Origin of the sequence: Streptomyces sp. NPDC048411, from assembly GCF_040704695.1 — a bacterium.
GTDB lineage: Bacteria > Actinomycetota > Actinomycetes > Streptomycetales > Streptomycetaceae > Streptomyces.
In genome coordinates this window covers 75,057-98,724 of the sequence record NZ_JBEZKL010000001.1, presented here as the reverse complement: position 1 = coordinate 98,724, position 23,668 = coordinate 75,057, and the positions used below count along the sequence as shown (strand labels likewise).

At 68.8% G+C, this 23,668-nt stretch carries 19 protein-coding genes and 3 pseudogenes; 15 read left to right on the top strand and 7 right to left on the bottom strand.

Annotated elements, in window-relative coordinates; genetic code table 11:
- Positions 1 to 9 precede the first annotated feature (9 nt).
- Entirely contained in the window at positions 10 to 654 is a 645-nt protein-coding gene (locus tag AB0915_RS00465; RefSeq protein ID WP_366688952.1) for a hypothetical protein, read from the top strand.
- Positions 655 to 885: 231 nt separating this feature from the next.
- On the opposite strand, the pseudogene AB0915_RS00460 reads toward AB0915_RS00465, so the two are convergent.
- A pseudogene (locus tag AB0915_RS00460) lies at positions 886 to 1,635 on the bottom strand (site-specific integrase); the annotation flags it as partial.
- An 81-nt stretch (positions 1,636 to 1,716) separates the two neighbouring features.
- On the opposite strand from AB0915_RS00460, the gene AB0915_RS00455 reads away from it, so the two are divergent.
- Positions 1,717 to 2,997: an IS701 family transposase gene (locus AB0915_RS00455; protein ID WP_366688951.1), complete on the top strand. Its 1,281-nt coding sequence runs from the start codon at positions 1,717 to 1,719 to the stop codon at positions 2,995 to 2,997.
- A gap of 818 nt (positions 2,998 to 3,815) precedes the next feature.
- Here the strand turns inward: AB0915_RS00455 and AB0915_RS00450 are convergent.
- Positions 3,816 to 4,061 carry a hypothetical protein gene (locus tag AB0915_RS00450; protein ID WP_366688950.1) on the bottom strand — a complete coding sequence of 82 codons (246 nt, stop codon included), beginning with the start codon at positions 4,059 to 4,061 and terminating at the stop codon, positions 3,816 to 3,818.
- Positions 4,049 to 4,300: a hypothetical protein gene (locus tag AB0915_RS00445; RefSeq protein WP_366689015.1), complete on the bottom strand. Its 252-nt coding sequence runs from the start codon at positions 4,298 to 4,300 to the stop codon at positions 4,049 to 4,051. Before AB0915_RS00445 ends, AB0915_RS00450 begins: the two co-directional genes overlap by 13 nt.
- A 273-nt stretch (positions 4,301 to 4,573) precedes the next feature.
- Here AB0915_RS00445 and AB0915_RS00440 point away from each other — a divergent pair, with 273 nt between their 5' ends.
- The 8 genes from AB0915_RS00440 to AB0915_RS00405 all read left to right on the top strand — a co-directional run bounded on the left by AB0915_RS00440 (position 4,574) and on the right by AB0915_RS00405 (position 10,758).
- Complete coding sequence (locus AB0915_RS00440) at positions 4,574 to 5,293, top strand: XRE family transcriptional regulator (RefSeq protein WP_366689014.1); 720 nt, start codon at positions 4,574 to 4,576, stop codon at positions 5,291 to 5,293.
- 2 nt (positions 5,294 to 5,295) lie between these two features.
- A complete protein-coding gene (locus tag AB0915_RS00435) occupies positions 5,296 to 5,766 on the top strand; it encodes an NUDIX domain-containing protein (protein ID WP_366688949.1) in 471 nt (156 codons plus the stop codon).
- A gap of 564 nt (positions 5,767 to 6,330) precedes the next feature.
- Positions 6,331 to 6,672 carry a hypothetical protein gene (locus AB0915_RS00430; RefSeq protein WP_366688948.1) on the top strand — a complete coding sequence of 114 codons (342 nt, stop codon included), beginning with the start codon at positions 6,331 to 6,333 and terminating at the stop codon, positions 6,670 to 6,672.
- 276 nt (positions 6,673 to 6,948) lie between these two features.
- Positions 6,949 to 7,386 (top strand): hypothetical protein, encoded by a 438-nt coding sequence (locus AB0915_RS00425; RefSeq protein ID WP_366688947.1) that lies wholly within the window; start codon positions 6,949 to 6,951, stop codon positions 7,384 to 7,386.
- 144 nt (positions 7,387 to 7,530) lie between these two features.
- Entirely contained in the window at positions 7,531 to 8,757 is a 1,227-nt protein-coding gene (locus AB0915_RS00420; protein WP_366689013.1) for an IS701 family transposase, read from the top strand.
- A 75-nt stretch (positions 8,758 to 8,832) separates the two neighbouring features.
- A complete protein-coding gene (locus tag AB0915_RS00415; RefSeq protein ID WP_366688946.1) occupies positions 8,833 to 9,249 on the top strand; it encodes a TetR-like C-terminal domain-containing protein in 417 nt (138 codons plus the stop codon).
- Positions 9,250 to 9,366: 117 nt separating this feature from the next.
- Positions 9,367 to 10,077 carry a ribonuclease HII gene (locus AB0915_RS00410; RefSeq protein ID WP_366688945.1) on the top strand — a complete coding sequence of 237 codons (711 nt, stop codon included), beginning with the start codon at positions 9,367 to 9,369 and terminating at the stop codon, positions 10,075 to 10,077.
- 60 nt (positions 10,078 to 10,137) lie between these two features.
- A complete protein-coding gene (locus AB0915_RS00405) occupies positions 10,138 to 10,758 on the top strand; it encodes a hypothetical protein (protein WP_366688944.1) in 621 nt (206 codons plus the stop codon).
- A 66-nt stretch (positions 10,759 to 10,824) separates the two neighbouring features.
- Here AB0915_RS00405 and AB0915_RS00400 read toward each other — a convergent pair whose 3' ends face one another.
- Positions 10,825 to 11,463 (bottom strand): hypothetical protein, encoded by a 639-nt coding sequence (locus AB0915_RS00400; protein WP_366688943.1) that lies wholly within the window; start codon positions 11,461 to 11,463, stop codon positions 10,825 to 10,827.
- Between the two features lie 284 nt (positions 11,464 to 11,747).
- A pseudogene (locus AB0915_RS00395) lies at positions 11,748 to 12,075 on the bottom strand (hypothetical protein); the annotation flags it as partial.
- Positions 12,076 to 12,273: 198 nt separating this feature from the next.
- Here AB0915_RS00395 and AB0915_RS00390 point away from each other — a divergent pair.
- Entirely contained in the window at positions 12,274 to 14,433 is a 2,160-nt protein-coding gene (locus tag AB0915_RS00390) for a RecQ family ATP-dependent DNA helicase (RefSeq protein ID WP_366688942.1), read from the top strand.
- A 251-nt stretch (positions 14,434 to 14,684) separates the two neighbouring features.
- Here AB0915_RS00390 and AB0915_RS00385 read toward each other — a convergent pair whose 3' ends face one another.
- Both AB0915_RS00385 and AB0915_RS00380 read right to left on the bottom strand, forming a co-directional pair.
- The gene (locus AB0915_RS00385; protein WP_366688941.1) at positions 14,685 to 16,112 is read right to left on the bottom strand and encodes an amidase; all 1,428 of its coding nucleotides are present in this window, start codon (positions 16,110 to 16,112) and stop codon (positions 14,685 to 14,687) included.
- A gap of 371 nt (positions 16,113 to 16,483) precedes the next feature.
- On the bottom strand, positions 16,484 to 17,935 hold the full coding sequence (locus AB0915_RS00380) for an APC family permease (RefSeq protein ID WP_366689012.1): 1,452 nt from the start codon (positions 17,933 to 17,935) through the stop codon (positions 16,484 to 16,486).
- 170 nt (positions 17,936 to 18,105) lie between these two features.
- Between AB0915_RS00380 and AB0915_RS00375 the strand changes: the two are divergent.
- The 4 genes and pseudogenes from AB0915_RS00375 (at position 18,106) to AB0915_RS00360 (ending at position 23,553) form a co-directional block, all read left to right on the top strand.
- Positions 18,106 to 18,824 (top strand): annotated as a pseudogene (locus AB0915_RS00375) (helix-turn-helix domain-containing protein).
- A gap of 442 nt (positions 18,825 to 19,266) precedes the next feature.
- Positions 19,267 to 20,565 carry a DUF4192 domain-containing protein gene (locus AB0915_RS00370; protein WP_366688940.1) on the top strand — a complete coding sequence of 433 codons (1,299 nt, stop codon included), beginning with the start codon at positions 19,267 to 19,269 and terminating at the stop codon, positions 20,563 to 20,565.
- 284 nt (positions 20,566 to 20,849) lie between these two features.
- The gene (locus AB0915_RS00365) at positions 20,850 to 21,614 is read left to right on the top strand and encodes an NUDIX domain-containing protein (protein WP_366688939.1); all 765 of its coding nucleotides are present in this window, start codon (positions 20,850 to 20,852) and stop codon (positions 21,612 to 21,614) included.
- Between the two features lie 112 nt (positions 21,615 to 21,726).
- Complete coding sequence (locus tag AB0915_RS00360; protein ID WP_366688938.1) at positions 21,727 to 23,553, top strand: ATP-binding cassette domain-containing protein; 1,827 nt, start codon at positions 21,727 to 21,729, stop codon at positions 23,551 to 23,553.
- The last annotated feature ends 115 nt before the right edge of the window (positions 23,554 to 23,668 follow it).

The following is a 23,668-nucleotide window of genomic DNA, read 5'->3' as shown; positions in this document are numbered from 1 at the left end:
AATCGCGAGGTGATCAATCCATCTGATATCGATCTCGTTGAATTCCTGACCCGATGGCACGGCGCACCGCAATCCGACGTTCAGCCCATGTCGACCGAGGCTCTCTGGCTTCCTCAGCCACTCCAGGAGTGGCATGGGCTCGCCTCCCGCTGGACGAAGTTGGAGCGTGGGGGAAACCGAATGGTCGAGCCTTCCAAGATCCATATGGATCAGGGGCGGTTCGTCTTCATGAAAGACGCAACTGGTGACTGGATCTGGACTTTTGGTGCGGATGACCCAGGTGTGGTATTTGAGGGAATTCCGGGCGGAAACTTGGATCGCGTTCCGGAGTCCCTTACTGAATTCCTTAAGCATGCGACCGTCATTGGAACGCTCATGGCAGCAGACTTCCGGCGGTTGGGTGATCAGGTGCCGGACGAGGCGCTGCCCTCGATTCTCGATCCGATGCAGGAGGTCGGTTTCGGCGGCTGGAAGTGGCCGGATCCTGGTTATCGCACGTTCATGAGCGATTCTCTGCTCGCGTCCGTGGGGCCAGCGGTCGATCCCGCTTCACCATGGCTGAACAGGTCTGGTTATTCCGCTGTGCGCATTGCGGGGATCGACCTGGCGTCCCTTGAATATCTGGACGTCGACACCACCGTCCAGTGGATTTAACGCGACCCCGACGACGAGTGCTGAGCTGAGGCATCTCCGTCGCCGCGGTCGGGCCGAGGTCTCGACTGGCTCGCACGTTTAAATCGGCCACCGACTCCATCGGCAGGCCATCACCCCTGCTGCGGCGAACGAGTTCGTGCACGGTACCTGTACACGAGCAAACAGAAGTCCCGCCCAGTGACCTTCTGGCGGGGCTTCTGCGTGGGGTGACGGCAGTAGTTGACGGCAACGTCAGCGGACGAGGAGTGTGCGGGGTGGCGGTTCATGGCCGTCCGAGCTGACCGTCTCGGCGTTCTCCGGACTGTTGAGGACTGTGCCGAGCGCGTTGATGGCGTCGTGCTGGAGGCGGAGCCTTACGTGGGCGTAGACGGTGGCGGTGAGGCCGATGTGGGCGTGGCCGAGGAGTTCCTTGATCACGATGAGGTCGACGCCTTGCTCCAGGAGGAGGGTGGCGGTCGAGTGCCGTCGGATGCGGCGGAGTCCGGCCCGGTCGAGGAGTCGGCCGAAGCAGCGGGTGAGGTTGGCTGGGTCGAGAGGGCCGCCGGTCGGGGTGGCGAAGACGAGGCTGCTGTCTCTCCAGGCTGACCCTGCGGTCTCGCGCTCCTTGCCCTGCTGTTCCTTGCGCTTCTTGAGCGAGTGGATGCATTCGGTCGGGAGCACGATACGGCGTTCGGACGCCCGGGTCTTGGTGGGAAGGTGGGTGAGGCCGCCGGTTCGGGTGCGCTGGAGGGAGCGGCGGATGGTGGCGGTGCCTGCGTTGAGGTCGAGGTCTTCCCAGTGGAGGCCGAGGAGTTCGCCGTTGCGGAGTTCGGTGCGCCGGGCGAGTTCGTACAACGCGTGGAACCGGTCGCTGCGGGCCGCGTCGAGGAATCGGCGCACCTCGGCTGCGGTAAGGGGCTGGAAACGCCTTGGCCGGAGTCCGGTGGTCTTGACGTTCCGGGCGACGTTGCGGGGCAGCTCGTCTTCGCGGACGGCGCGCTGGAACCGGAGTCTGACCCTTCAGCTGTAGATCATGATGGCTGCGGTAGTTCAGTGCTCTCCTTCCGGGGGTAACTGCCGTGTATGAAGGCGGAGTTGCTGGAGGTCCCGTTCGAGGTCTCGGACCGGGAGTGGGTGGAGGAGTGGGCCGGGCGGCTGGACGATCTACTGGTGGGGGTCGGCCGGTTTTTCGGGCGGGTGGAGACGCAGTGGCGCGGGGAGGCGTGCATCCGGGGGCTGCTGGGCCCGGCCTCGCGCAAGAACGGCTGGCAGCTTGCGGAGTATGCCGGGGACCGGGCGCCGTGGAATCAGCAGCACTTGCTGGACCGGGCGCGCTGGGATGTGGATGGGGTGCGGGACTTCACCCGCCGCTACGCCGTCGCCCAGCTGGCGGACGACGGGGTGGGTGCGGGGCCGGGCGGGGCGGGAGTGCTGGTCGTGGACGAGACCGGCTTCGCCAAGCGCGGCAAGGCTTCGGCCGGGGTGGCCAGGCAGTACTCCGGCGCGCTCGGCGGGGTCTTCCCCTGCCAGGTCGGGGTGATGGCCGCGTGGGCCACCGGTGCCGGGCAGACCCTGATCGACCGGGAGCTGTACCTGCCCAAGGAGTGGACCGACGCTCCGGAGCGCTGCCGGGCGGCGCACGTGCCGCCGGAGCGCGGCTTCCTGACGAAGCCGCGGCTGGCGGAGGCCATGATCGCTCGCGCGCTGCCCGACCTGCCCGGTGGCGCAGGGGCCGTGTGGGTGGCTGCCGACGAGGTGTACGGGCGTGAGCAGGCATTCCGGTCCTTTCTGGAGGAGCGTCGGCTGCCGTACGTGGTGAACATCCAGGCGAACACGCCGGTGATGGCGCGGCCGGGGTGGCGGCACGCCGCGCGCCTGGTGGAACGCGTGGCACGGGAGGAGGACTGGGTCGAACTGGCGGCAGGCCCCTCGCAGCTGGACACCCGTAGCTGGCAGTGGTGGGTACGCAGGCTCCCCGGTCCCGGCGACCTGGCCGACGGGGAGGTATGGGCGCGGTGGTTCATCGCCCGGCGCCGTTCCGGGGAGCCCGGCAAGAGGGACTACTACCTGGGCTGGGGCCCTGCCGACACACCGGTGGAGGAGATCGTCCTGGTGCCCGGGGCACGCTGGCGGGTCGAAGAAGCGATCAAGCTCGCGAAGTCCGCGTGCGGTCTGGCCGATTACGAGGTCCGCTCCTTCCACGGCTGGTACCGCCACATCACTCTCGCCCAGCTCGCAGCCGCGTTCCTGGCCGGCTGCGACGCGGCCACCGCCCGCGAGAGCGGCCCGCCGGCCTCCACCCGCTTCGGACAACCGCCGTCGGCCGCAGCCGCGAGCAGCGGTCAGAGAGGGGGCCGGTCATGACCCCACCAGCCCGCCGGTCCCCGTACGCTTCACCGCCTTCGAGATCCGCCGCCTGATCCTCCTGCTCACCCCGCTGCCCGAACGCGACGAGCGCATCCGCCACGGCCTGGCCTGGTCCGCCTACCGACGCCTCCATCAGGCCGTTGCCCGCTCCTGCCACCGGCACCGCCGAGCACAGCAGCGCACGACACGGGCCCGAGATCACACACCGCCAGAACTACCGCAAGGCCCCTGATCTACAGCTGAAGGGTCGGAGGGCAAGCTGTTCAGAGTTTCTTTACTTGATCAAGGGCGTCCCGCTGAAGCGGGCCGCCGCGCGCCGGCGGTCGGAGACCGCCGCCCGCTCCTGTCTACCGCCCCGCTGGCGACGGCCGCCGACCACTCGGCGCGCAGGGCCCAGAGGCATAGGCCGGACTGTCAATCGGAAGCTCCGCTGTCCGACCGCTCAGCAGCAGACCGGCCGGGTTCCCGAGAGGCCGTCCGGCGAGCTCGTACCGTGCGGCGTCGACACCCCGGCGGAGCTGTCGTCCGGAACGCGGCCGTTGTGCCTGGCTGGGACCGTGACGATGGAGATAACTGGGCTGATGCCAGTGCGGGGTTGAGCGAGACACACGTGACGGGTGATCGGTCGGCGCGCCCGCCGTCGTGGCTGACTTTCTGTGGCTGAAGCCAGAACCTCATGGCCATGGGCACGGCACGCACGTAAGGGCCCGCCCCTGCCAGGGCTGACGAGGAGGGGGAGCCTCGATCGGCCGTGCCCGGCAGGGACGGGAGTTGGGTGGGTCAGCGCGGTGCGACGCCTGGTCGAGAGAGGCGGGTCACGTTCGCCGCCAGGCCCGCCAGGGGCGGGTGATGATCTCCCGGTAGGTGTGGTGGGACGGGTTCTGGCCGCAGTGCCGCAGCACCCAGTCCTGCGGTTCGGCGAAGTCCTCGCTTGACGGTGAGGTCTCTTGGTCCACGGCGCACTGCATCGCGTACAGGACCGGCTCCGCGTCCGGCTCGCGGTCGGGCTGGAGCGTCCAGGTCTCGTAGCGCAGGACCGAGCGAGGGGTCACCGTCCCCACCTCCGGTTGGCCACGGCCACCTTCGCGCTCAACTCCTCCGTCGGAGTCGGCGGGCGAACGTCTGCGGGTGGCACGTCCCACTCCAGGCCACCGCGCGGCGGTCGAAGCTGCACGTACGGCCCCACATGCCCCATCACCACGCCCACCTTGCCGCTCCGCCGGTCGACCACCAGGGCGCCGGCATCGGGCGAGACGGTGTGCCCGTCGGCATCAGGGGTGGGGGCCGTCATCGTGACCACCCCGGCGAGGCGGCGCACGACCGGACGTCCAGTCGCAGGGCGGGAACACATGGGGTGGTGCTCATTGGCACGGTGACGCTCCTCGGCAGCGTTGATGCGTGCCCCTGGGCCTGTTGGTGCCGCAGGGTCGGCACCGATCCTCACGCCGGTCACCGGGACGAAGGAACCTCCACCAAACCCCACTTCGGGACGTCCTGCACCGTGTAGAACGTCCCTAGTGCCGTCCTGAGATGAGGGGGGAGACTCGTGCTGAACGAGAGACTACGAGCCGTCATGGCGGCGGGAGGCTGGACGTACGCCGCACTCGCTCAGCAGGTCGAGGTCGACCCCAAGTCGGTCGAGCGCTGGGTGAACCTCGGGCGTATCCCACGTCGTGCCACCGCCCTCCAGGCGGCCAAGGCCCTGGGAGAAGACGTGCACGCACTCTGGCCGGCGCTCCGCCAGGCCCGCCCCGCCCGCGCCATCAGCCCTGAGTTGGTGGCGCTCTACGAGCAGCGGGCCGACATCCCCGTCTCGATGTTCACCGACCTGATGGCCCAGGCGCGGGAACGGATCGACATCCTGGTCTACGCGGCCGTCTTCCTCCACGAGGCGTACCCGCGGTTGAACGAACTCCTCACCGAACGCGCCGCCGAAGGCTGCACCGTCCGCATCGCGATCGGGGACGCCGACAGCGACAACGTCCAAGCCCGCGGTCAGGAGGAGCGGTTCGGCCACGGCATCGAATCCCGCTGCCGCCTCGCCCTCATGCACTACAGACCCCTCGCCAGCGCCCCGGGCATCGAAGTCCGCACCCACGAAACCACGCTCTACAACTCCCTCTACCGCGCTGACGACCAGCAACTCGTCAACGCACATGTCTGGGGCGTCAACGCGTACGCCGCCCCCTTGTGGCATCTTCGCCGACACGAAGCAGGCGGCATGTTCGACACCTACACCGAGAGCTTCGACGCCGTGTGGGCGACCGCAACCCCCGTACGAGAGGAAGGCTGACCGTGGCCCGCACCGAGTACTACGACGACCCGAACGCGCCCAAGCCGAACAGCATGGTCGTCGCGGCATCCGCCGTCGTCACCGACGACCACGGCCGCATCCTCCTCCAGCGCCGCCGCGACAACGACCTGTGGGCGCTGCCCGGCGGAGGAATGGACCTCACCGACTCCCTGCCAGGCACAGCCGTCCGCGAAGTCAAGGAAGAGACCGGCCTGGACGTTGAGATCACCGGCCTGGTCGGCACCTACACCGACCCGAAACACATCATCGCCTACACCGACGGCGAGGTCCGCCGTCAGTTCAACGTCTGCTTCACCGCCCGCATCACCGGCGGCCAACTGGAGATCTCCGACGAGTCCACCGAACTCCGGTTCGTACCGCCGGAAGAGATCGGGCAGTTGCCGATGCACCACACCCAACGACTCAGGCTCCAGCACTACCTGGAACAGCGCGAGAAGCCGTACCTGGGCTGAACAGGCTGACGGCAGTAGCGACGGCAACAACCCCGGACAACCACGGACACTCACGCACGTCACCGGACCAGCAAACCGCACTTGACCTGCGAAAAAGCAGGTCGAAGGCTTCGCGTAGCACACGTACTATGTGCTCGCGGGCACCGCTCCGGTCCTCGTTCATAACTGTGGTGGTACTGCCACCGTTTCGTACGACCCGGATATGGGTCCTACCGGACACGCCATAATTCGCATCGATATGGCCGACGGTCGATCGCAGATTACCGAGCAGGTAATTAATGGAATTCCCGCCAGGCCGGGCCAGTACAACGGGCTTCCGACCACAGGTGCGCACGCATTCCCCGAAGACCTCGGACCTAACACGAGGAGTCTCACCTTCGACTTGCCGAACGCAGAAGCTGCCCACGCGGCTCAAGGGAGGACCATTGATGCGGATCTCGGAGCGTACGACGGGATGGACAATAGTTGTGTGACCTATTGTGTTGACATTCTGCGGGCCGGTGGGGTCAACCTCCCGGAAGGGCGTCGCGGGATGGCCGTGCTACGAGGAAGGATGAACAGAGGGTGAGTCAAGCAGGTGGGCCGTCCGAGTACGTCAAGGTCTTGGCGGAGATTATCGTCAGCCCGAGAGTCGGCGGATTGCATCTTCGTCGAGTGGGTGAACTTCTCGTCGCACGCGAAGAGTTGAATGAACGGTTTCTAGATGCCGGTAGGCGCAAATTCTCGGATGCCGAGTTCGATGACATCGTGATCAAGTCGTCAGAGCTTGATGACGAATATGTTCGAGTGTGGAGGGCCTGCGAAGAGGCAACTCGGGACTGGCGTCACTCTGAAGGCCTGTCAGCATTGGCCTTTGCGTTGAAGCAAGCAGCCGATTTCTATCGCGGGGTTGCAGCCGCTGCTTGACGCTGAACAGAAATGAAAGGCGAACGGCCCCGCCGGGTCTATTCCGGTGGGGCCGCTCGTGTGTGTCGGGGGCGCCTGACGGCAGTAGTTGACGGCAACGTCAGCGGACGGGTGCTCCACAGAGCGGAGGTTCGCCGCGGTCGTCGGGCTGGCTAGTACTCCAGCTGTAGATCGTGATCACGGTTGTCTCGGCCGGGGAGCGAGGGTGCACGGCTGATCGTGATCCGTCGGATGGCGGGGGTGGACCGGGGCGTGTTGAGCAGGCACCATGCCCCGGTGAGCATCATCATCAAGTTCTTCGCTGCACCGGATGACGAAGCGGCGGCGGCTGTCGTGGAGCGCGGGCCCGATGGGGTTTTCGAGTCTCTGGTCTTCGGCAACTTCGACATCGAAGAGGCGATGATCGAGTGGGAAAGCCCCTTCACGGGTCGTCGTTTCGAAGACCTCGTTGCTGCTGATGAGCCGCGGGTCGTGGCCGACCCCCGTGACGGCGAGGGCCCCCTGGTCCTTGTTGCGTCCGCACCTCTCCAGGACGCGCTTGCCACTGCTGATCAGCCCAGACTGGCCGAGGTCAGCGAGCTGTGGGTTCGAGAACGGGCAGTGGAAGGCGAGACCTTCGACCCGGAGTTGGCGACCGAGCTCCTGGACGAGCTGGCCAACCTCGCCCGCACCGCTGGTGGACGAGATGCCCGTCTGTACTGCTGGACGGCCTAACTCCAGCCCCTGGATCGCGCTCCTGCCGGTGCGGACATGGGTGCGGCCACCGTTGATCATCGGTGTGTGAAGACAAACGATCATGCGGTGGCCGCAGGTCACAGCGTAGGCCCTGCCCGCTGGCAGGATGCGTTCGAGGGCCTGATGGACCGCATAGCGAGCCGGTTCACCCGGGTTGAACCCCGCCGCCGGATACGACGGCTGGTACTCGGGCTGCTTTCGGACCTGCCGCGCAAGAACTGCTGGACCATCGCAGAATGGGCTGGGGAGGTAACCCCGGACGGGATGCAGCACCTGCTGAACCGGGCCAAGTGGGACGCCGACGCGGTCCGCGACGACCTGCGCGACTACGTGGTCGAGCACCTGCACGACGACCAGGCGGTGCTCGTGGTCGACGAGACCGGCGACGTGAAGAAGGGCAGCCACACCGTCGGCGTTCAGCGCCAGTACACAGGCACCGCCGGCCGGATCGAGAACTCCCAAGTCGCCGTCTACCTGGTCTACGCCGGCCGGTGCGGACACGCTGCGGTGGACCGTGAGCTCTACATCCCACGCTCGTGGACCGACCAGCCCGACCGCTGCCGGGCCGCCGGACTCGCCCCGGACACTGCGTTCGCAACCAAGCCCGAACAGGCTGCCCGCATGATCGCCCGATTCCTGGACGCCGGCCACCGCGCCCCCTGGGTGGCCGGCGATGAGGTCTACGGCGGCAACCCGAAACTGCGGACCGCACTGGAAGAAGGCGCCACCGGCTATGTTCTCGCCGTGGCCCGAAGTCACGAAGTCACCACCCATGGCGGGAAGTTCAAAGCAGAGGCCCTGGCCAAGAAGCTCCCCAGACGGGCCTGGCAAAAGCTGTCCGCCGGGGCCGGAGCCAAAGGGCAACGCTTCTACGACTGGGCGGTCATTGCCCTGCCCGACCCCCGCCAGTTGCTAATCCGCCGCAACCGCACCACTGGCGAACTTGCCTACTACCGCTGCTACTCGCCCCAGTCGGTGCCGTTGACCACCTTGGTGCGAGTCGCGGGATCGCGGTGGCGGGTCGAGGAGACATTCCAGTCCGGGAAGGGTCTTGCTGGACTGGACGAGCACCAGGTCCGCCGTTACGCGTCCTGGTCCCGCTGGGTCACCCTCGCCATGCTCGCCCACGCCTTCCTCGCCGTCGTTCGCGCCGACGAACACGCCAACCGGCCCGCCCCTGACGGCCTGATGCCGCTGACCTGCAACGAGATCGCCCGCCTGTTCATCACCCTCGTAGCCCAACCCGTCCACGACGCGGCACACCTGCTCCGTTGGTCCCACTGGCGACGCCGCCACCAGGCACGATCCCAAGCAAGCCACTACCACCGCCAGAGCGCAGCCCCAGCATGATCACGATCTACAGCTGGAGTACTAGGGCCGCTGCGGCTTGATGAGCTCGGTTTTTTAGAGACCGATGGTCGACTGGTGGCGGAGGCGCTGCAGGCGGCGTTGCCCGCGATCGGTGAGGCACCCGGCTGCGGCAGCATTCGCGAAGATCTTTACCAGCTGGGCCGACGGCTGCGCGACGCCATGCTCTCCAGGCCCGGAACCGCCCTGCTTTCCGTGCTTCACGAGTGCGACTCGAGCGTCTCCGGACGCTTCCAGGCCGTGATCTTCCAAGGCGTGATCCAGCCGTCCACCGAGCTCTTTCGGAAGGTCGTGAGCCGGGGTGTCGAGCGGGGTGACGTCCGTTCCGATGCGACGAGCGAGTCGGCCCTGGACGTGATCCTCGCGATGATGGTGTACCGCAGCAAGGTGTGCGGCAGCGAATGGCCGGATGCGTATATCGCCGAATTGATCGATCAGATCATGGTTCCACTGCTTCGGCCTTCCGGCAGCTGAACGCAACTGGTGGCAGCCGGACCGTGAGGTTCCGTCGGAGCGACGCCACGGGCCGCACGACGGTCAGGCGCCCCGGGGTGTTCGTGGCGTCTCTGTCGGCGTACCCTGACTGGCGCCATGCCGTACGAACCACCCACGCACACCGTCGAGCGCTCACTGCGCGCTACCACTGGTGCCAAGACCGTCGCCGGTGTCGACGAGGTCGGACGCGGAGCGTGGGCCGGACCGGTCACCGTGTGCGCGGCTGTCACCGGCCTGCGCAAGCCCCCCGCCGGACTCACCGACTCCAAGCTGATCAGCCCGAAGCGCCGCGCCGAGCTGGCGCCGCTGCTCCAGGACTGGGTCACGGCCTACGGCCTCGGTGACGCCTCCCCGCAGGAGATCGACGAGCTCGGGATGACCGCGGCTCTGCGCCTCGCCGCCGTACGCGCCCTCGAAGCGCTGCCCGTGCGCCCCGACGCAGTGATCCTCGACGGCAAACACGACTACCTGGGAAAGCCCTGGACGGTCCGAACCGTCATCAAGGGCGACCAGTCCTGCATCGCGGTCGCGGCCGCCTCGGTGATCGCGAAGGTCCACAGGGACACGATGATGGCCGAACTGGGCGCGGAATCGGGGGAGTATGCCGCTTTCGCGTTCGATGCGAACGCCGGCTACCCGTCCCCCGTGCACAGGGCCGCCCTGGAGGCGCTGGGGCCCACGCCCCTGCACCGCCTCTCGTGGTCCTACCTCGACGCGCTGCCCAGGTGGCAGCACCTGAAGAAGATCCGCATCTCCGCCGAGGCGGCTGCACTGGAAAGCGGGGGCCAACTCGGCTTCGACTTCTGATCGCGCATTTGTGCCTACCCGCCGACGCCCTCTGCGTCGGCGTTTGATAGACAACCACCCATGCCTCTCATCCCCGAGGAGCCTCAGATTCACGAGAGCGCCCAGGGTCCCCGCGTCACTCCGGCCGCAGGCCGCACCGCGCCGACCCCCCGTCCCGTACCCGGCCCGCGTTCCGCGGCCACGCCGCGCCCCGGTCGTCCGGGTCCTGGCCCCGCGAGGCCCGCGCCCCCGGCGCAGCGCCCGCAACCCACCTCCGGTCAGCCTCAGGCGGCCCGGTCGGAGAATCGTTCCGCGCCGCAGTTCCAGCTGATCCCGGCCTCGGTCGGCAGTGCGCTCGACGCCGCCGACGAGGCCGTCGATCTGCTGCTCGACTCCGGACGCGCTCCGGGCGACATCCTGGTGCTCACCACCGGTGAGCAGCACCCTTGGGCGGTGCACGAACTCTCCTTCGGAGAAGCCGCCTACTGGGCCCAGCACGACGCGGGCGACGACGTCTTCTTCGCCGGTGCCGTGGCCGCGGACCGGGTGAAGGCCCGCCCCGTGGTGATCGTCGCGGTCAACGGTGACCTCGATGACGCCACCGCCCGTGTGCTGCCTCTCGCGAGGGAGCGAGCCGGAGCCTTGCTGGTCGTCTGCGGTGACCCGCAGCGGATCAACGCCGTGCTCGGCGCCGGCGTCTGAGCCGAACGATGCGCACGGCCGTGGTGACCCGGCTGCCCGACGGGGTGGCCGGGCCCACGACCCGGGTCAGCGGGCCGCAGTACGTCGCAGTGCCTCCGCCGCACCGCCGCCGGTGCGCAGCGGGAACGGATCATGCTCGGCAACCGTGTCGGCGAGAGCCGCAGGCGTCGATATGGAGTTGGGCCGACGGCCGCCCCGGCCCTCGCCCAGCACCTGCCACCCGCCCCGCGTCAGCGTGATGTACGCGCCGCACCGCAGGCCGTGCAGCGTGCAGGCGTCCCGCAGACCCCACATCCACGCCCCGTCCTCCTCCGTCCACCGCTCGTCACCCTCGCGGCAGTAGAGCAGCACCGCGGTGCGGACGGGGGTGCGGCGGCGCAGATCGTGCGGGATGACCCGGCGCAAATGCGCCAGCAGTGCGTTCCGGAACTCCCAGCCGTCCGCGGAGACGGAGCGACGGGCGAACGAGGCGCTGGCTGTGAGGCGTTCCTCATGGTCGAGTACGGCGACGACAGCGGTCTGCGGGGTCGGCCGGTGCCGGGTGTGCAGGCCGCTGACCACCTCGCGCGGGCTGCGCAGCAACGGTATGCCCGCGGCGGCCCACTCGGCCGGTTCGAGCATTCTGGCAAGGCGGTTGGCGGAGTCGGCGGACACCGCGGACGCCGACATCGAAGTGGCTGCGGACGGAGCGAATCCGAAGGTCACGATCCTCCCTTCGCATACGCGCCCACGGTGCGGGCAGGGTTGGGTGGGGCGCACCGCGGCACAGCCCTTCCGGGCCGCGAAAGGACCGTGCGGGGAGCGAGTTCAATTCTTCCTGGCGTATCGGCAGGCGGCAACGAGCAATTGGCGCGGCTGATGGAAATCGGCCGGAATGACACGGATATCCCTGCCCAAACCGTGGACGGATGACGCCCCTGTCACGCCTGAACGGCGAGGACCAGCGGAAACACCCCCTCCGCACCGGCCTTGCGCAGCAGCCGCGCCGCCCAGATCGCCTCGTCCTCCTTGCCCGGGAGCAGCAGTACCTCGGCGCGCTCGACGCCCCGGCCCGCGCGGTCCACCTGCTGGTAGCAGTCGATGGGGGAGGAGGGAGAGCCGAGGTGCACGACGAAGCCGAGGTCGAGTTTCTCGAATCCCATGCCGAGCGCGGACGGACAGATCGGCGAGCGTGGTCCGCAGCCGTCGGTAGTCGGGCCGGAAGTCGTGGCCCCAGTCGGAGATTCAGTGCGCCTCGTCGACCACGAGCAGCCCGGTGGCGGCGGGGCGGGGCAGGACCTGGTCCCGGAAGTCGGGATTGTTGAGCCTTTCGGGGCTGCGGGACTGGGAAGGCATTCGAACTCCAGGCGGGTTTGAAGCTCTGACCTGCGTAAATGTGCCGATCGAGGGCGTTCAGGGCCGAGCGCTCGGCCCTGAAGGCCGCCGATCCGTGCGTGGTAGGCGCACCCTTCGTAAGCCCTTTGCCACGCTGGGTGGATTCGCTGATTGTCAGTGCTATCGGGTTGCATGGGGGCCATGAACAACCTGGAGCTGCGTACTGAAGCGGATGCCATCCTCGCTGAGCTGGTCGGTGCCCCGGGGGGTTCGGCGCAGCTGCGGGAGGACCAGTGGCAGGCGGTGGCGGCTCTTGTGGAGGAGCGCCGGCGGGCGCTGGTGGTGCAGCGCACCGGCTGGGGCAAGTCGGCGGTGTACTTCGTGGCCACCGCTCTCCTGCGGCGTCGTGGCTCGGGTCCCACGGTGATCATCTCGCCGCTGCTGGCGCTGATGCGTAACCAGGTCGAGTCGGCGGCGCGGGCCGGTATCCACGCGCGCACCATCAACTCGGCCAATCCGGAAGAGTGGGAGACGATCTACGGAGAGGTGGAGCGCGGCGAGACCGACGTTCTTCTTGTGAGCCCGGAACGTCTGAATTCCGTGGATTTTCGCGATCAGGTGCTGCCAAAGCTTGCGGCCACGACTGGTCTGCTGGTGGTCGACGAGGCGCACTGTATTTCCGACTGGGGTCACGACTTCCGGCCCGACTACCGGCGGCTGCGGGCGATGCTGGCCGAGCTGCCCGCAGGCGTGCCGGTGCTCGCCACGACGGCGACCGCCAACGCGCGCGTGACCGCGGACGTGGCCGAACAGCTGGGCACCGGTGCCGGCGAGGCCCTGGTGCTCCGCGGCCCGCTGGAGAGGGAAAGCCTTCGGCTGGGTGTGGTGCAGCTGCCGGATGCCGCGCACCGCCTGGCCTGGCTTGCTGAGCATCTGGACGACCTGCAGGGCTCGGGGATCATCTACACCCTCACTGTCGCCGCGGCCGAGGAGGCCACGGCTTTTCTGCGGCAGCGCGGCTTCCGCGTCGCCTCATACACGGGGAAGACGGAGAACGCCGACCGGCTGCAGGCCGAGGTCGACCTGCAGGAGAACCGAGTGAAGGCACTGGTCGCGACCTCGGCGCTGGGCATGGGCTATGACAAGCCAGACCTGGGGTTCGTGGTGCACATGGGGTCGCCCTCCTCGCCGATCGCCTACTACCAGCAGGTGGGGCGTGCAGGCCGCGGTGTGGCCCACGCCGATGTGCTGTTGCTGCCGGGCAAGGAGGACGAGGCCATCTGGCGATACTTCGCCGACACCGCCTTCCCTCCCGAGGCGCAGGTTCGTCAGACACTCTCGGCCCTCGCCGGTGCGGGACGGCCGCTGTCCGTGCCCGCCCTGGAGGCGGCGGTGGACCTTCGGCGCAGCCGGCTGGAGTCGATGCTGAAGGTGCTGGATGTCGACGGCGCGGTCAAGCGGGTGAAGGGCGGCTGGACGGCCACGGGAGCCGAGTGGGTGTACGAGGCTGAACGCTACGCGTGGGTCGCCAAGCAGCGGGCGGCCGAGCAGCAGGCCATGCGCCACTATGCGAGCACATCCCAGTGCCGGATGGAGTTTCTGCGCCAGCAGTTGGACGACGAAGGGGCTGCCCCCTGTGGCCGCTGCGACAACTGCGCGGGCGCCTGGGCCGATGCCTCTGTCTCGATGGAGACGCTGACGGGCGCGACGAAGGAACTGGACCGCCCCGGGGTGGAGGTTGAGCCGCGCCGGATGTGGCCGACGGGGATGCCCGCACTGGGCATCGACCTCAAGGGGCGCATCCCGGCCAAGGAACAGTGCTCCACCGGGCGTGCCCTGGGCCGGCTCTCGGACATCGGCTGGGGCAACCGACTGCGCCCGCTGCTGGCGGAGAGCGCGCCCGATGGACAGGTCCCCGACGATGTCCTACGGGCCGCGGTGACGGTCCTCGCCGATTGGGCGCGTTCCCCGGGTGGCTGGGCGCCGAACGTCCCGGATGCCTCTGCCCGGCCGGTAGGAGTGGTCGCTGTACCGTCCTTGACCCGGCCTCAACTGGTCGGCTCTCTTGCTCAAGGAATCGCGTCCATCGGCCGCCTGCCCTTCCTGGGGACCTTGACGCACACCGGGCCGAGCGGCGCGCACGCGGCACGCCGCAGCAACTCCGCCCAACGCCTCAGAACGCTGTCCGGCGCCTTCACCATGCCTGCGGACCTGGCCAGTGCCCTGGCCGGCTGTCCCGGCCCTGTCCTGCTCGTGGACGACTACACCGACTCCGGCTGGACCCTCGCAGTCGCTGCCCGCCTGCTCCGCCAGGCAGGCAGCGAAGAGATCCTGCCGCTGGTCCTCGCCGCAGCGGGCTGACATCGCCTGTTCGGTTCATGCCACCAACTCGTTGCCATGAACGGCGATGGGCCACACTCGGGCCGGGCCTTTACCCGGCGTACAGTCCGACTCGTCCGCCGCTACCGGCTTGTGCTTCCGGAAGGGCCTCCGATCTGTGCCGGAGACCCTTTCCGGTCTTTCATCAGCTTGCTGCTTCAGGCGATGCTCCGGTCCTGGTCGAGCCCGTGACCTCAACAGGTCGGCGTCCTGCACCGGTGGCAGACGTCATGTCAGAGGACCGGGACGCTGTTCCAGGGGCGGACGGCCTCGATGGCTGCTGCGACGCGGAACACCGCGGCGTCGTCGTAGGTGCGTCCGACGACCTGCACCCCTGTCGGTACTCCGGTCGAGGCGAAACCGGACGGCACGCTCAGCACCGGGCAGCGGCTGGCGATGTTGAACACCGTGGTCATCGCGGATTCCAGATAGAAGTCCAGCTCGACGCCATTGATCACCACCTTGGTCGAGAGGTAGTCGTCGTCCGCCTTGAGCGCTGGGATGGCGCTCGTCGGACACAGCAGGACGTCGTAGCGGTCCAGCAGGGCGCCGAGCGTTGTCTGCACCGCAGCCTCGGTCTCAAGGCCCTGCAGGAAGCTGCCGGGCTCGCGGACGGCCTCGGCGGCCCGCCGGGCGAAGTCGAGCGCGTACGTGGTGAGCTGGTCGCCGTGCGCGGCGGCGACCGACGCGATGTAAGGGCCGAAGATGGAGCCGAAGTGGATCATCGCTGCCCGCATCACGTCCGCCCGCATGATGGGGACCTCGACCTCCTCGACGATGGCTCCGGCCGCGCGCAGCGCCTCCGCGACCGCGCGGGTGTTGGCCTCGACCTCGGGTTCGACCGGCCAGTCCCCGAGGGTGACCGAAAGCGCCACCCGCAGGCCCTCGGCGCCCTCGAACCGCTCGGGCAGGACGAGCTGGGGCCGCAGCGAGACCGCGTCCAACGGGTGGGGTCCCGCGATGACGTTCTCCAGCAGGGCGCAGTCTCCGACGGTGCGCGCCATCGGACCGTCGTGGCAGTACGTGTCGAGGTTGAACGGCGTCATCGCCGGCACGCGCCCGTACGGCGGCTTGAAGCCGACCGTGCCCGTGTACGAAGCGGGGATGCGGATCGAGCCGCCGATGTCGGAACCGGTCGCGAGCGTTGCCTCACCCGCCGCGAGCGCGGCGCCTGCGCCGCCCGAGGAGCCGCCCGGAGTGAACTCCAGGTTCCATGGGTTGCGGGTGACGCCCCACAGCCGTGACTGCGTGTACCCCGCGCAACTGAACTCCGGGGTCGTGGTCCGGGCGTGCACGATACCGCCGGCAGCCTGGACCCGCTCGATCACCGGGTGCGTCTGCTCGGCGATCTCGCCCTGGTACGCCAGGGAGCCGTCCGTGATGCGGCGGCCCGCGATGGGTTGCTCCTCCTTCGTCGCGACGGCGAGACCCTCCAGCGCGCGGGGTGCCTCGCCCTTGCCCCCGTACCGCGCTTCGGCCTCGCGGGCGGCGGCGAGCGCCTCCTCGAAGGTCCGCTCGGCAAGAGCGTTGACCTTCGGCTCGACGGCTTCGGCGCGCGCGATGACCGCGGTCATCAGCTCGACCGGTGACAAGGAGCGGTCACGGAAACGGCGCAGGGCCTCGGTGGCCGGCAGATAGGCGATGTCGGTCAGGTCGGTCATGTGATGGTCCTTTGCGATGAATCGGATGAGTCGGGTGGGTGCGCGGTGGCCTTCGGATATGCGGGTCGGATCCCATCCGTGCCGTTGACGTGGGCCGGACCCGCCGTGCAGGCCGCGACCGCGGTGGCGAAGTCGAGCCGCTGTTCGGGCAGGAAGACTTGGCCATCGGCCCGATCGGCCCCCGTACCTCGTCATGGCCGACGGCCGAGATCCGCTCCCCGGTGACGGTGAGGCCGCTCGCCCGGGTGCGGGCGGAGTCCCCGGTGTGCACGGGGCCTTGGAGGTTCTCCTGATGGGTCAGCAGTCCGTGAGCGGGCCGCTGGAGGGAACGATGGGTCGGCGGTCCGTGCCGCGCGCTGACAGGGCGCTGGTCAGCCGGCGCTGATCGGTTCGCTGTCAGCGGCGGCGTCGCGGGTACGGATGAAATAGGGCGACCGGCGGTGCCAGCGGGCCCACGCGGCGGCCAGCAGGCCGGAGCCGATCATCAACACCGGGACGAGCAGTGCGAACCAGCCGTTGTCGGCGGAGACTTCGAAGTGATCGGTGGAGCGATAGAAGGTCCAGGCGAGGTAGACGCCGGTGGCGAGCAGCGCGAGCGCGCCCAGCACCGGTGCGACGACCGCGCGCAGGGCCTCCAGTGGTGAGGTGCGCAGCAGGTGGCGGAAGCGCACCGCGGCGGCCACGGCGGTGAGGGCGTAGTACAGGGCGACGACGATGCCGATCGCGTTGACGGCAGCGAAGATCAAGTCATTTACGGTGGGGATGACCAGCGCCATCGCGGCGAGGACCAGGGCGATTGCGGTGATCAGCAGGGTGCCGACGGCGGGGGTCCCGTGCCTGGGGTGGAGGCGCGTCCAGACGGAGCCGAGGACGCCGTCGCGGCCCATCGCGTACATCCCGCGGGCGGTGGGGATGACTGCGGCCTGCAGCGACGCTACCGCGGAGAACATGAGGGCGATGAGCGGCAGTGCGGCCAGCGGCTGCTCGGCGAGCTTCATGCCGAAGTAGGCGAGCCCTTGCGCGCCGTTGTCGGCCAGTTCGTCCAGCGGCAGGACCCGCTGGAAGGCGGTGCCGGCCAGCAGGAAGAGGAGCACCATGACGGTCAGGGCGATGAACCCGCCGCGAGAGGCGTCCCGCGGGTCACTGACCTCTTCACCGACGCTGAAGACCGACTCGAAACCCCAGTAGCAGAAGACCGCGAGCACCATGCCCTGGGCGAGGGCTTCGGCTGAGGGGATGTCGAAGGGGTTGTACCACTGGAGTGAGAACGGCTGGTCTCCGGCAAACAGGCCGTAGACGCAGAAGGCGAGCAGCACGCCGTACTCGAAGATCAGCAGGTACTTCTGGAGACGCGCCGCGAGGTCGAGCCCGCGGACGGCGACCAGCGCGGCGGCGACCAGGACGGCCATGCCGAGGAGCGTGGACTGGAGGGTGGAGTCCGGATCGAGGGAGAGGCCGGCAACGCTGTGGACGGTGGCCTGTCCGAGGAGCTGGATGATCGCCGAGCCGGTCACCGTGGTGGTGTAGGCCATGAACACGATGGTGCCGACGACGTTGACCCATCCGGTCAGGAAGCCCAGCCAGGGGCTGAAGATGCTGCCGACCCACTTGTAGCTGCTGCCGGCGTTGGGTTCGACACGGTTGAGCCGCCCGTATCCGCCGGCTATGCCGAGCACGGGCAGGAAGGCCAACAGCATGATCGCCGGTAGGTGCAGGCCGACGATGCTCGCCATCAGACCGAGTCCGATGCCGATACTGCTGGTGGCCGCGGTGCTCGACGCGGCGAGAACGATGCTGTCGACGACGCCTATGGACTTCCGCATCGCGGACTGGGACGCCTGGGTGCTTCTTCTCGGCGCGGTGCTTGCATTCTTCACTGGTACCACCAACGATCGCCGCCTTCTCGGGGGAGGGTGGCCGGAGAGCTCGGATGGCAGGTCATGAAACCGTTGACCCTTTCACACGTCAATCGTGTTGTCATAAGCCCGGAGTCATGACTGAGCGTGTGGTTCCGGAGCCGTAGCGACGGCGCAGAAGGCCGACGAAGCAGGGCTCAGTGCTGTCCGAACGGGGCATTGTGGAGACGGTCCTGCGACTGGCCGGCCAGCATGGGCGCGGATGTGTTGACGGTCCGGCGGCTGGGAGCCGCACTGGGCGCCGACCCCAGTGCGCTCTACTGGTACTCCCGCAACACCGACGACCTGCTGCTGGCGGTCACCGACGAGCTCATCGGCCGTGCCCAGCCCGGCTGGAAGCCCACCGGCGAGTGGCGTACCGGCCTGTGCGAGCTGGGTCTGTGCGTCCATGCCTCGCACCAGGCGCACCCGCAGGTCGCCTTGTTGGCGGCGCACCGGACGACCGGGCGGGACAAGGAGATCCGGGCCGTGGAGATGATCCTCGGCGTGCTGCGGTCGGCGGGCTTCCCCAACCGGGAAGCGGTGCGGATCTATTACGCCTTCGTGGACCAGGCGCTCGCCTTTGCGGCCCTGGACGCGGCCGCGCTTGCCCTGTCTGCTCCCGCGCAGGCGGCCGATCTCCAGGTGCGGCAGGATCGCTACGGCCGCCTGGAAGCGAGCGCCTGCCCCCCACATCGCCGCCACTGTGCGCCTGCTGGCCGCCGACATGATGCTCAGTGGCTATCCGTTCGCGCTCGAGCTGCTGCTCGACGCTGTCGAAGCCAGGCTGTCCGGGGTAGGTGGGGAGGCCGGCTGAGACCGGATCAGGCGCTCTCGCCCTCGGCCCCGCCAGGGGCCCAGGCCGGACGGATCGCGGCCGGGCACCTGACCGCGGCCTCGAATCCGGGTGAGCGCGCAATCTTAGGTCAACGCTGTTGACGCTCCTTTGGGGGCGGAGTCTGATGGCAGGATCCGCAAGCCCAGCCGTTCCACGCACCACCCGAGGAGTCCTCCATGGATCCCGCCCACGCGCTTCAGGACACCAGCTCCACCCCGTTCTAACTGGACGACCCCGGCTGCCCTGCCCCAGCCGGTCTGCTGGACAACGAGCGCTCTGCGCTTGTCCGCGTGCGATCTGCGTTGGTCATGCCCCCCATGCAACCGGATGGCTACGACAAACGGCGAACGACCCCGCGTCCCTGTGGACAAGTTATCCACAGGGGGTCGCGGATTTCTGCTGCCCGCGGGACGGTCATGCCATGAACAAGCACCACGAATCCACCGGACCGGCCGACGAGCAGCGGATCACTCTGCGTGGGCCCGCCGAACTCGCCGATGCACTTCCGTATCTCATGGGCTTCTATCCGAACGACAGCGTGGTCATGGTCGCTCTGCACGGCGGCCGGGGCCGCTTCGGCGGGCGGCTCAGGCTCGGGATTCCGCAGTCGCCGCAGGAATGGCCGCACGTCGCCGAGCAACTCGCCGAGTGCCTGGTCAAGGGGAGCGAGCGGCGCGGTGAGCACCCTGATGCGATCGTCGTATTCCTCTGCCAGGATCCTGCCGACGGAGAGACCCCGGGCCAGACGATGGAGCGACTGCGGCCGTTGGCCCAGCGTCTGCGCACGGCCTGCGGGGCTCTCGATGTACCCGTCCTCGAAGCACTCTGCATCTCCGGCGGACGCTACTGGTCCTACTGCTGTCCGGACGCACGCTGTTGCCCGAGCGAGGGCAACGGCTTGTCCCTGCCGGGCACTTCGGTGATGGCGGCCGCCGCCGCTTACGCGGGTATTCAGGTCCGGGGATCTCTGAGGGAGATGGAAGCCAGACTGGCGCCTCTGAAGACCCCGGCCGTGGCAGAGCAACCGCAGGCCCTCGACTCGGCCGGCGCTGCACTGGTGCCGAGGATCCTCGACAAGGAGGGACGCAAGGAAGTGGCTCGCGAGACCCTCGGGCTCGCGCGCGTCCTGATGAAACGCCTCCGGGAGGCGCCGGCGACCGCGCCCTCCGCGGCCGATTGCCAGGACGACTCGCTGATCAGCAATGACGAGGCCGCCGCGATGATCCTCGGTCTCCAGGACCGGGAGACCCGGGACAAGGCCGCGGAATGGATGGAAGGGCCCGAAGCCCGATCCGCCCTGCGGCTGTGGCAGGCGCTCTCACGCCGTTGCGTCGGACCTTACGAGGAACACGCTGCTGCGCCGCTCACGCTGGCCGGCTGGGTCTCCTGGTCGACAGGCGACGAGCCGGGCGCCCGGGTCGCACTGGGGCTGGCCCTCCGGGTGGACCCCGACTACACCTTCGCTCAACTGCTCCATCAGGCGTGCAACGAAGGACTCGATCCGGAGGCTCTGCGCCGCTGCCTGCGCGGGGAGAGCAGTGAGCAGAAGGAGCGCGGTCATCATCGTGCCGAGCGAGTCGTCCGGCCTCGCACGGTACGCCCGTCGGCGGTGAGGCGGAACAAGGCACAGCCCGGCCAGGCCCGGCCAAGGGCGGTCGCGCGACGCCGTGACCGTGAGCCGCGGGCCCACGGTCACGGCGGGGCACGGGGCGGCCGATGACCATGGATCCCGATCGCCCGGTGTCGGGCAGGAGAGCGGGGGCGCGGCGCAGGGCATCGAGTTGAGCGGGCACAGACGAGACCGACAAGAGCGACGAGGGGGAGCCGCCGGTGCGCAGCTTCTGCGCACCGGAACACGACGGCCTACGGGGTGCTGCCGTGGCGTGCCCCGGAGAACGACTCTCATCGCGTGGGCGGCGAGCCGACCAGCTTTCTGGGGCCGGGCTGGATGAAGATCATGACGAAGGGAGTGTTTATCGTCAGGCAGACGACTATGATCACGGCATGCCGCCCTACGACCCGTCGACCTTTCCGCCGTTCGCTGTCACCGTCGACCTGGTTGTGCTCACCGTGCGCCGTCATGCGCTCTGTGCGCTGGTGGTTCGCCGTGGCGAGTCCCCGTTCCAGGGCAGGTGGGCACTTCCCGGTGGCTTCGTCAGAGCCGATGAGGACCTCGGAGCCGCTGCGGCGCGTGAGCTCGTCGAGGAGACCGGACTGTGCGCGCAGGACCCGGTGGCCCCGGCGGTCGGCAACGGTGCCCATCTCGAACAGCTCGCCACCTATGGCGACCCCAGGCGCGACCCCCGGATGCGAGTCGTCAGCGTGGCTCACCTCGCACTCGCCCCCGACCTGCCCGCTCCCCGCGCGGGCGGCGACGCGAACAGTGCACGATGGGCACCCGTCGAGGATCTGCTCGGGCCGGAGGGCGGTCTCGGCCGCGAGGGTGAGCAGCACGCCCCGCTCGCCTTCGATCATGCGCAGATCCTCGCCGACGGCGTCGAGCGGGCACGTTCCAAGATCGAGTACTCCTCGCTGGCCACCGCTTTCTGTCCTCCTGCGTTCACGGTCGGAGAGCTGCGTCGGGTGTACGAAGCGGTCTGGGGGGTGGTTTTGGACCCGCGGAACTTCCATCGCAAGGTGACGGGCACCCCCGGCTTTCTGGTGCCTGCCGGGGGAACGACCACCCGCCAGGGCGGGCGCCCCGCCCAGCTCTTCCGGGCCGGCGCGGCCACCGTGCTCAACCCGCCGATGCTGAGGCCTGAGGTCTGACCTCGCGGAACGCCCGCAGGACTCATGATGCACTGAAAGTCTGATATGTCGGGTTATCGTGCTGCGGTATTCGCCCTGCCGCCGAGCGGTCTCACCTCCCGCGAGAGAAGCGATGCTCCAGGCCATCGGACTCACCAGCGCCCCCCACCGCGGCCGTCCGCCCGCCGTGGACGACCTCACCTTCGAAGCCGGACCCGGCCGCGTCACGGCACTCCTCGGCGCCCCCGGTTCCGGCAAGACCACAGCCCTCCGTCTGATGCTCGAAATCGAGGCGGGTCGCGGTGTCACCTACTTCCGTGGCAGGCCGCTGCACCGCATCCCGCATCCCGCCCGTGAAGTGGGAGTGCTCCTCGGGGACGTGCCCGGCCATCCCGTCCGCACCGTCCGTGGCCAGCTCCGCATGCTCAGCGCCGCAGCAGGGGTACCCGCCTCCCGGGCCGACGAGCTGCTCGACACCGTCGGCCTCGCCGGGCTCGGCGACCAGCGCATCGGAGCGCTCTCGCTCGGCATGGACCGCAGGCTGGGCCTCGCGTCGGCGCTGCTCGGAGACCCCCATGCGCTGATCCTCGACGATCCCGGAGAGGGGCTCTCGCCACGCGAGAAAGCTTGGTTGCACGGGTTCTTGCGTGCCCATGCCGCGCAGGGAGGAACGGTCCTCTACACCACCTGTGACCCCAAGGAGGCGGCGCGCGCTGCCGACCATGTGGTCACCGTCGATGCCGGACGGCTGGTCTCCGACCAGGCCGTCATCGATTTCTCGCGTACCCGTCTGCGCCCCCGCGTCGCTGTCCGGACTCCGCACGCCGCACGGCTCGCCGCAGTCGTGAGCCGTGAGGCGCGCGCGGCCCGGCGTTCCGTTGAGGTGGTCACCGAAGCGGGCAGCCGCCTCTCGGTGTACGGCAGCACGTGTGCGGAGATCGGCGACACGGCATTCCGTCACGGTGTTCCCGTTCACCAACTCGCCGACGAGATCGCCGACACCGGCCCCGCGACGGCCATCGCTTCCGAGGCGGAGGCCGCATCGCCGGGGCGGGCGTCACTCGCGTCGGGCCCGGAGGCGGCACGGGCGCAACCGGAGCCGACTGCCTCCGAGCCGGAAGCTGTGCCGCAAACGGCAACGCCCGTCCCGGGTTCGGAACACGCGCCGTCGATCCGCCGGCGGCCGGCTCGGGGTCCGCACCGGCCACTCCGCTACGAACTGCGCCGTCTCTTCGGCGTCAGGACAACGACGTTCATCATGGCGGCCGTTCTGGTCGTCTCGGTCGGACTCTCCGTCCTTCTCGCCCGCACCGGCCATGCCCCGCTGCCGAACCTGCTCGCAGCTTGGCCCACGGCACTGCCCCTGCCGCCTGCTGCTGCCGGTGCCGGACTGCTCGGCGCGCTCTCCTTCGGCGACGAGTTCCGCTACCCCGCGCTTGCGGCGGGCCGCGGCACCGTCCCCCGCCGCCTCGGTCTGCTCCTGGCCAAGCTGGCGGTCTCCGCGGGTGTCGCGCTGCTCCTCGCTCTGATCGTTGTGGCGGCCTCCGCCGAGGCACTCCGTCTCGTGTACGGAGGCGACTTGGTCAGCGTTCCGTCGAATACAGCTTTTCTCGCAGCGAGTTGGGTGGGCCTGAACGTGGGCTGCGCCTGGGCGGGTCTGCTGGCCGCCGGAATCTTCCGAGTGACCGCCGCCGGAGTCGCCGCAGTGCTCGCTGTGCCCGCTCTCGTCGTTCCGCTTGTCCGAAAAGTGCTGTCGGAGCCGGCCAGCCACTCGGTACTCGGACTCCCCGGCAGGCTCCGCGAACTGGCTTGGGTGCAGTGGCCGGACGGCATGGACTCCTGGGTGATGGCGGGGGTGCGCGTGGTCGTGCACCCCGTGGGGGCGGCGCTGGCGTTGTTGCTCTCGGTCCTCATCTGCGCGTATGTGTTCACCAGCCTTCGCGGCAGGGTCGGTTGGTGATCACGGAGCGTGGCCGCCCGGTCACGAGGCCTGCAATTCCCTTGAGGATGCCCGTTTTGTACGGATAAGGCGTCAATTGGGGGGTGAGCGCCGATCACCCTTTCGTGTGCTTTTC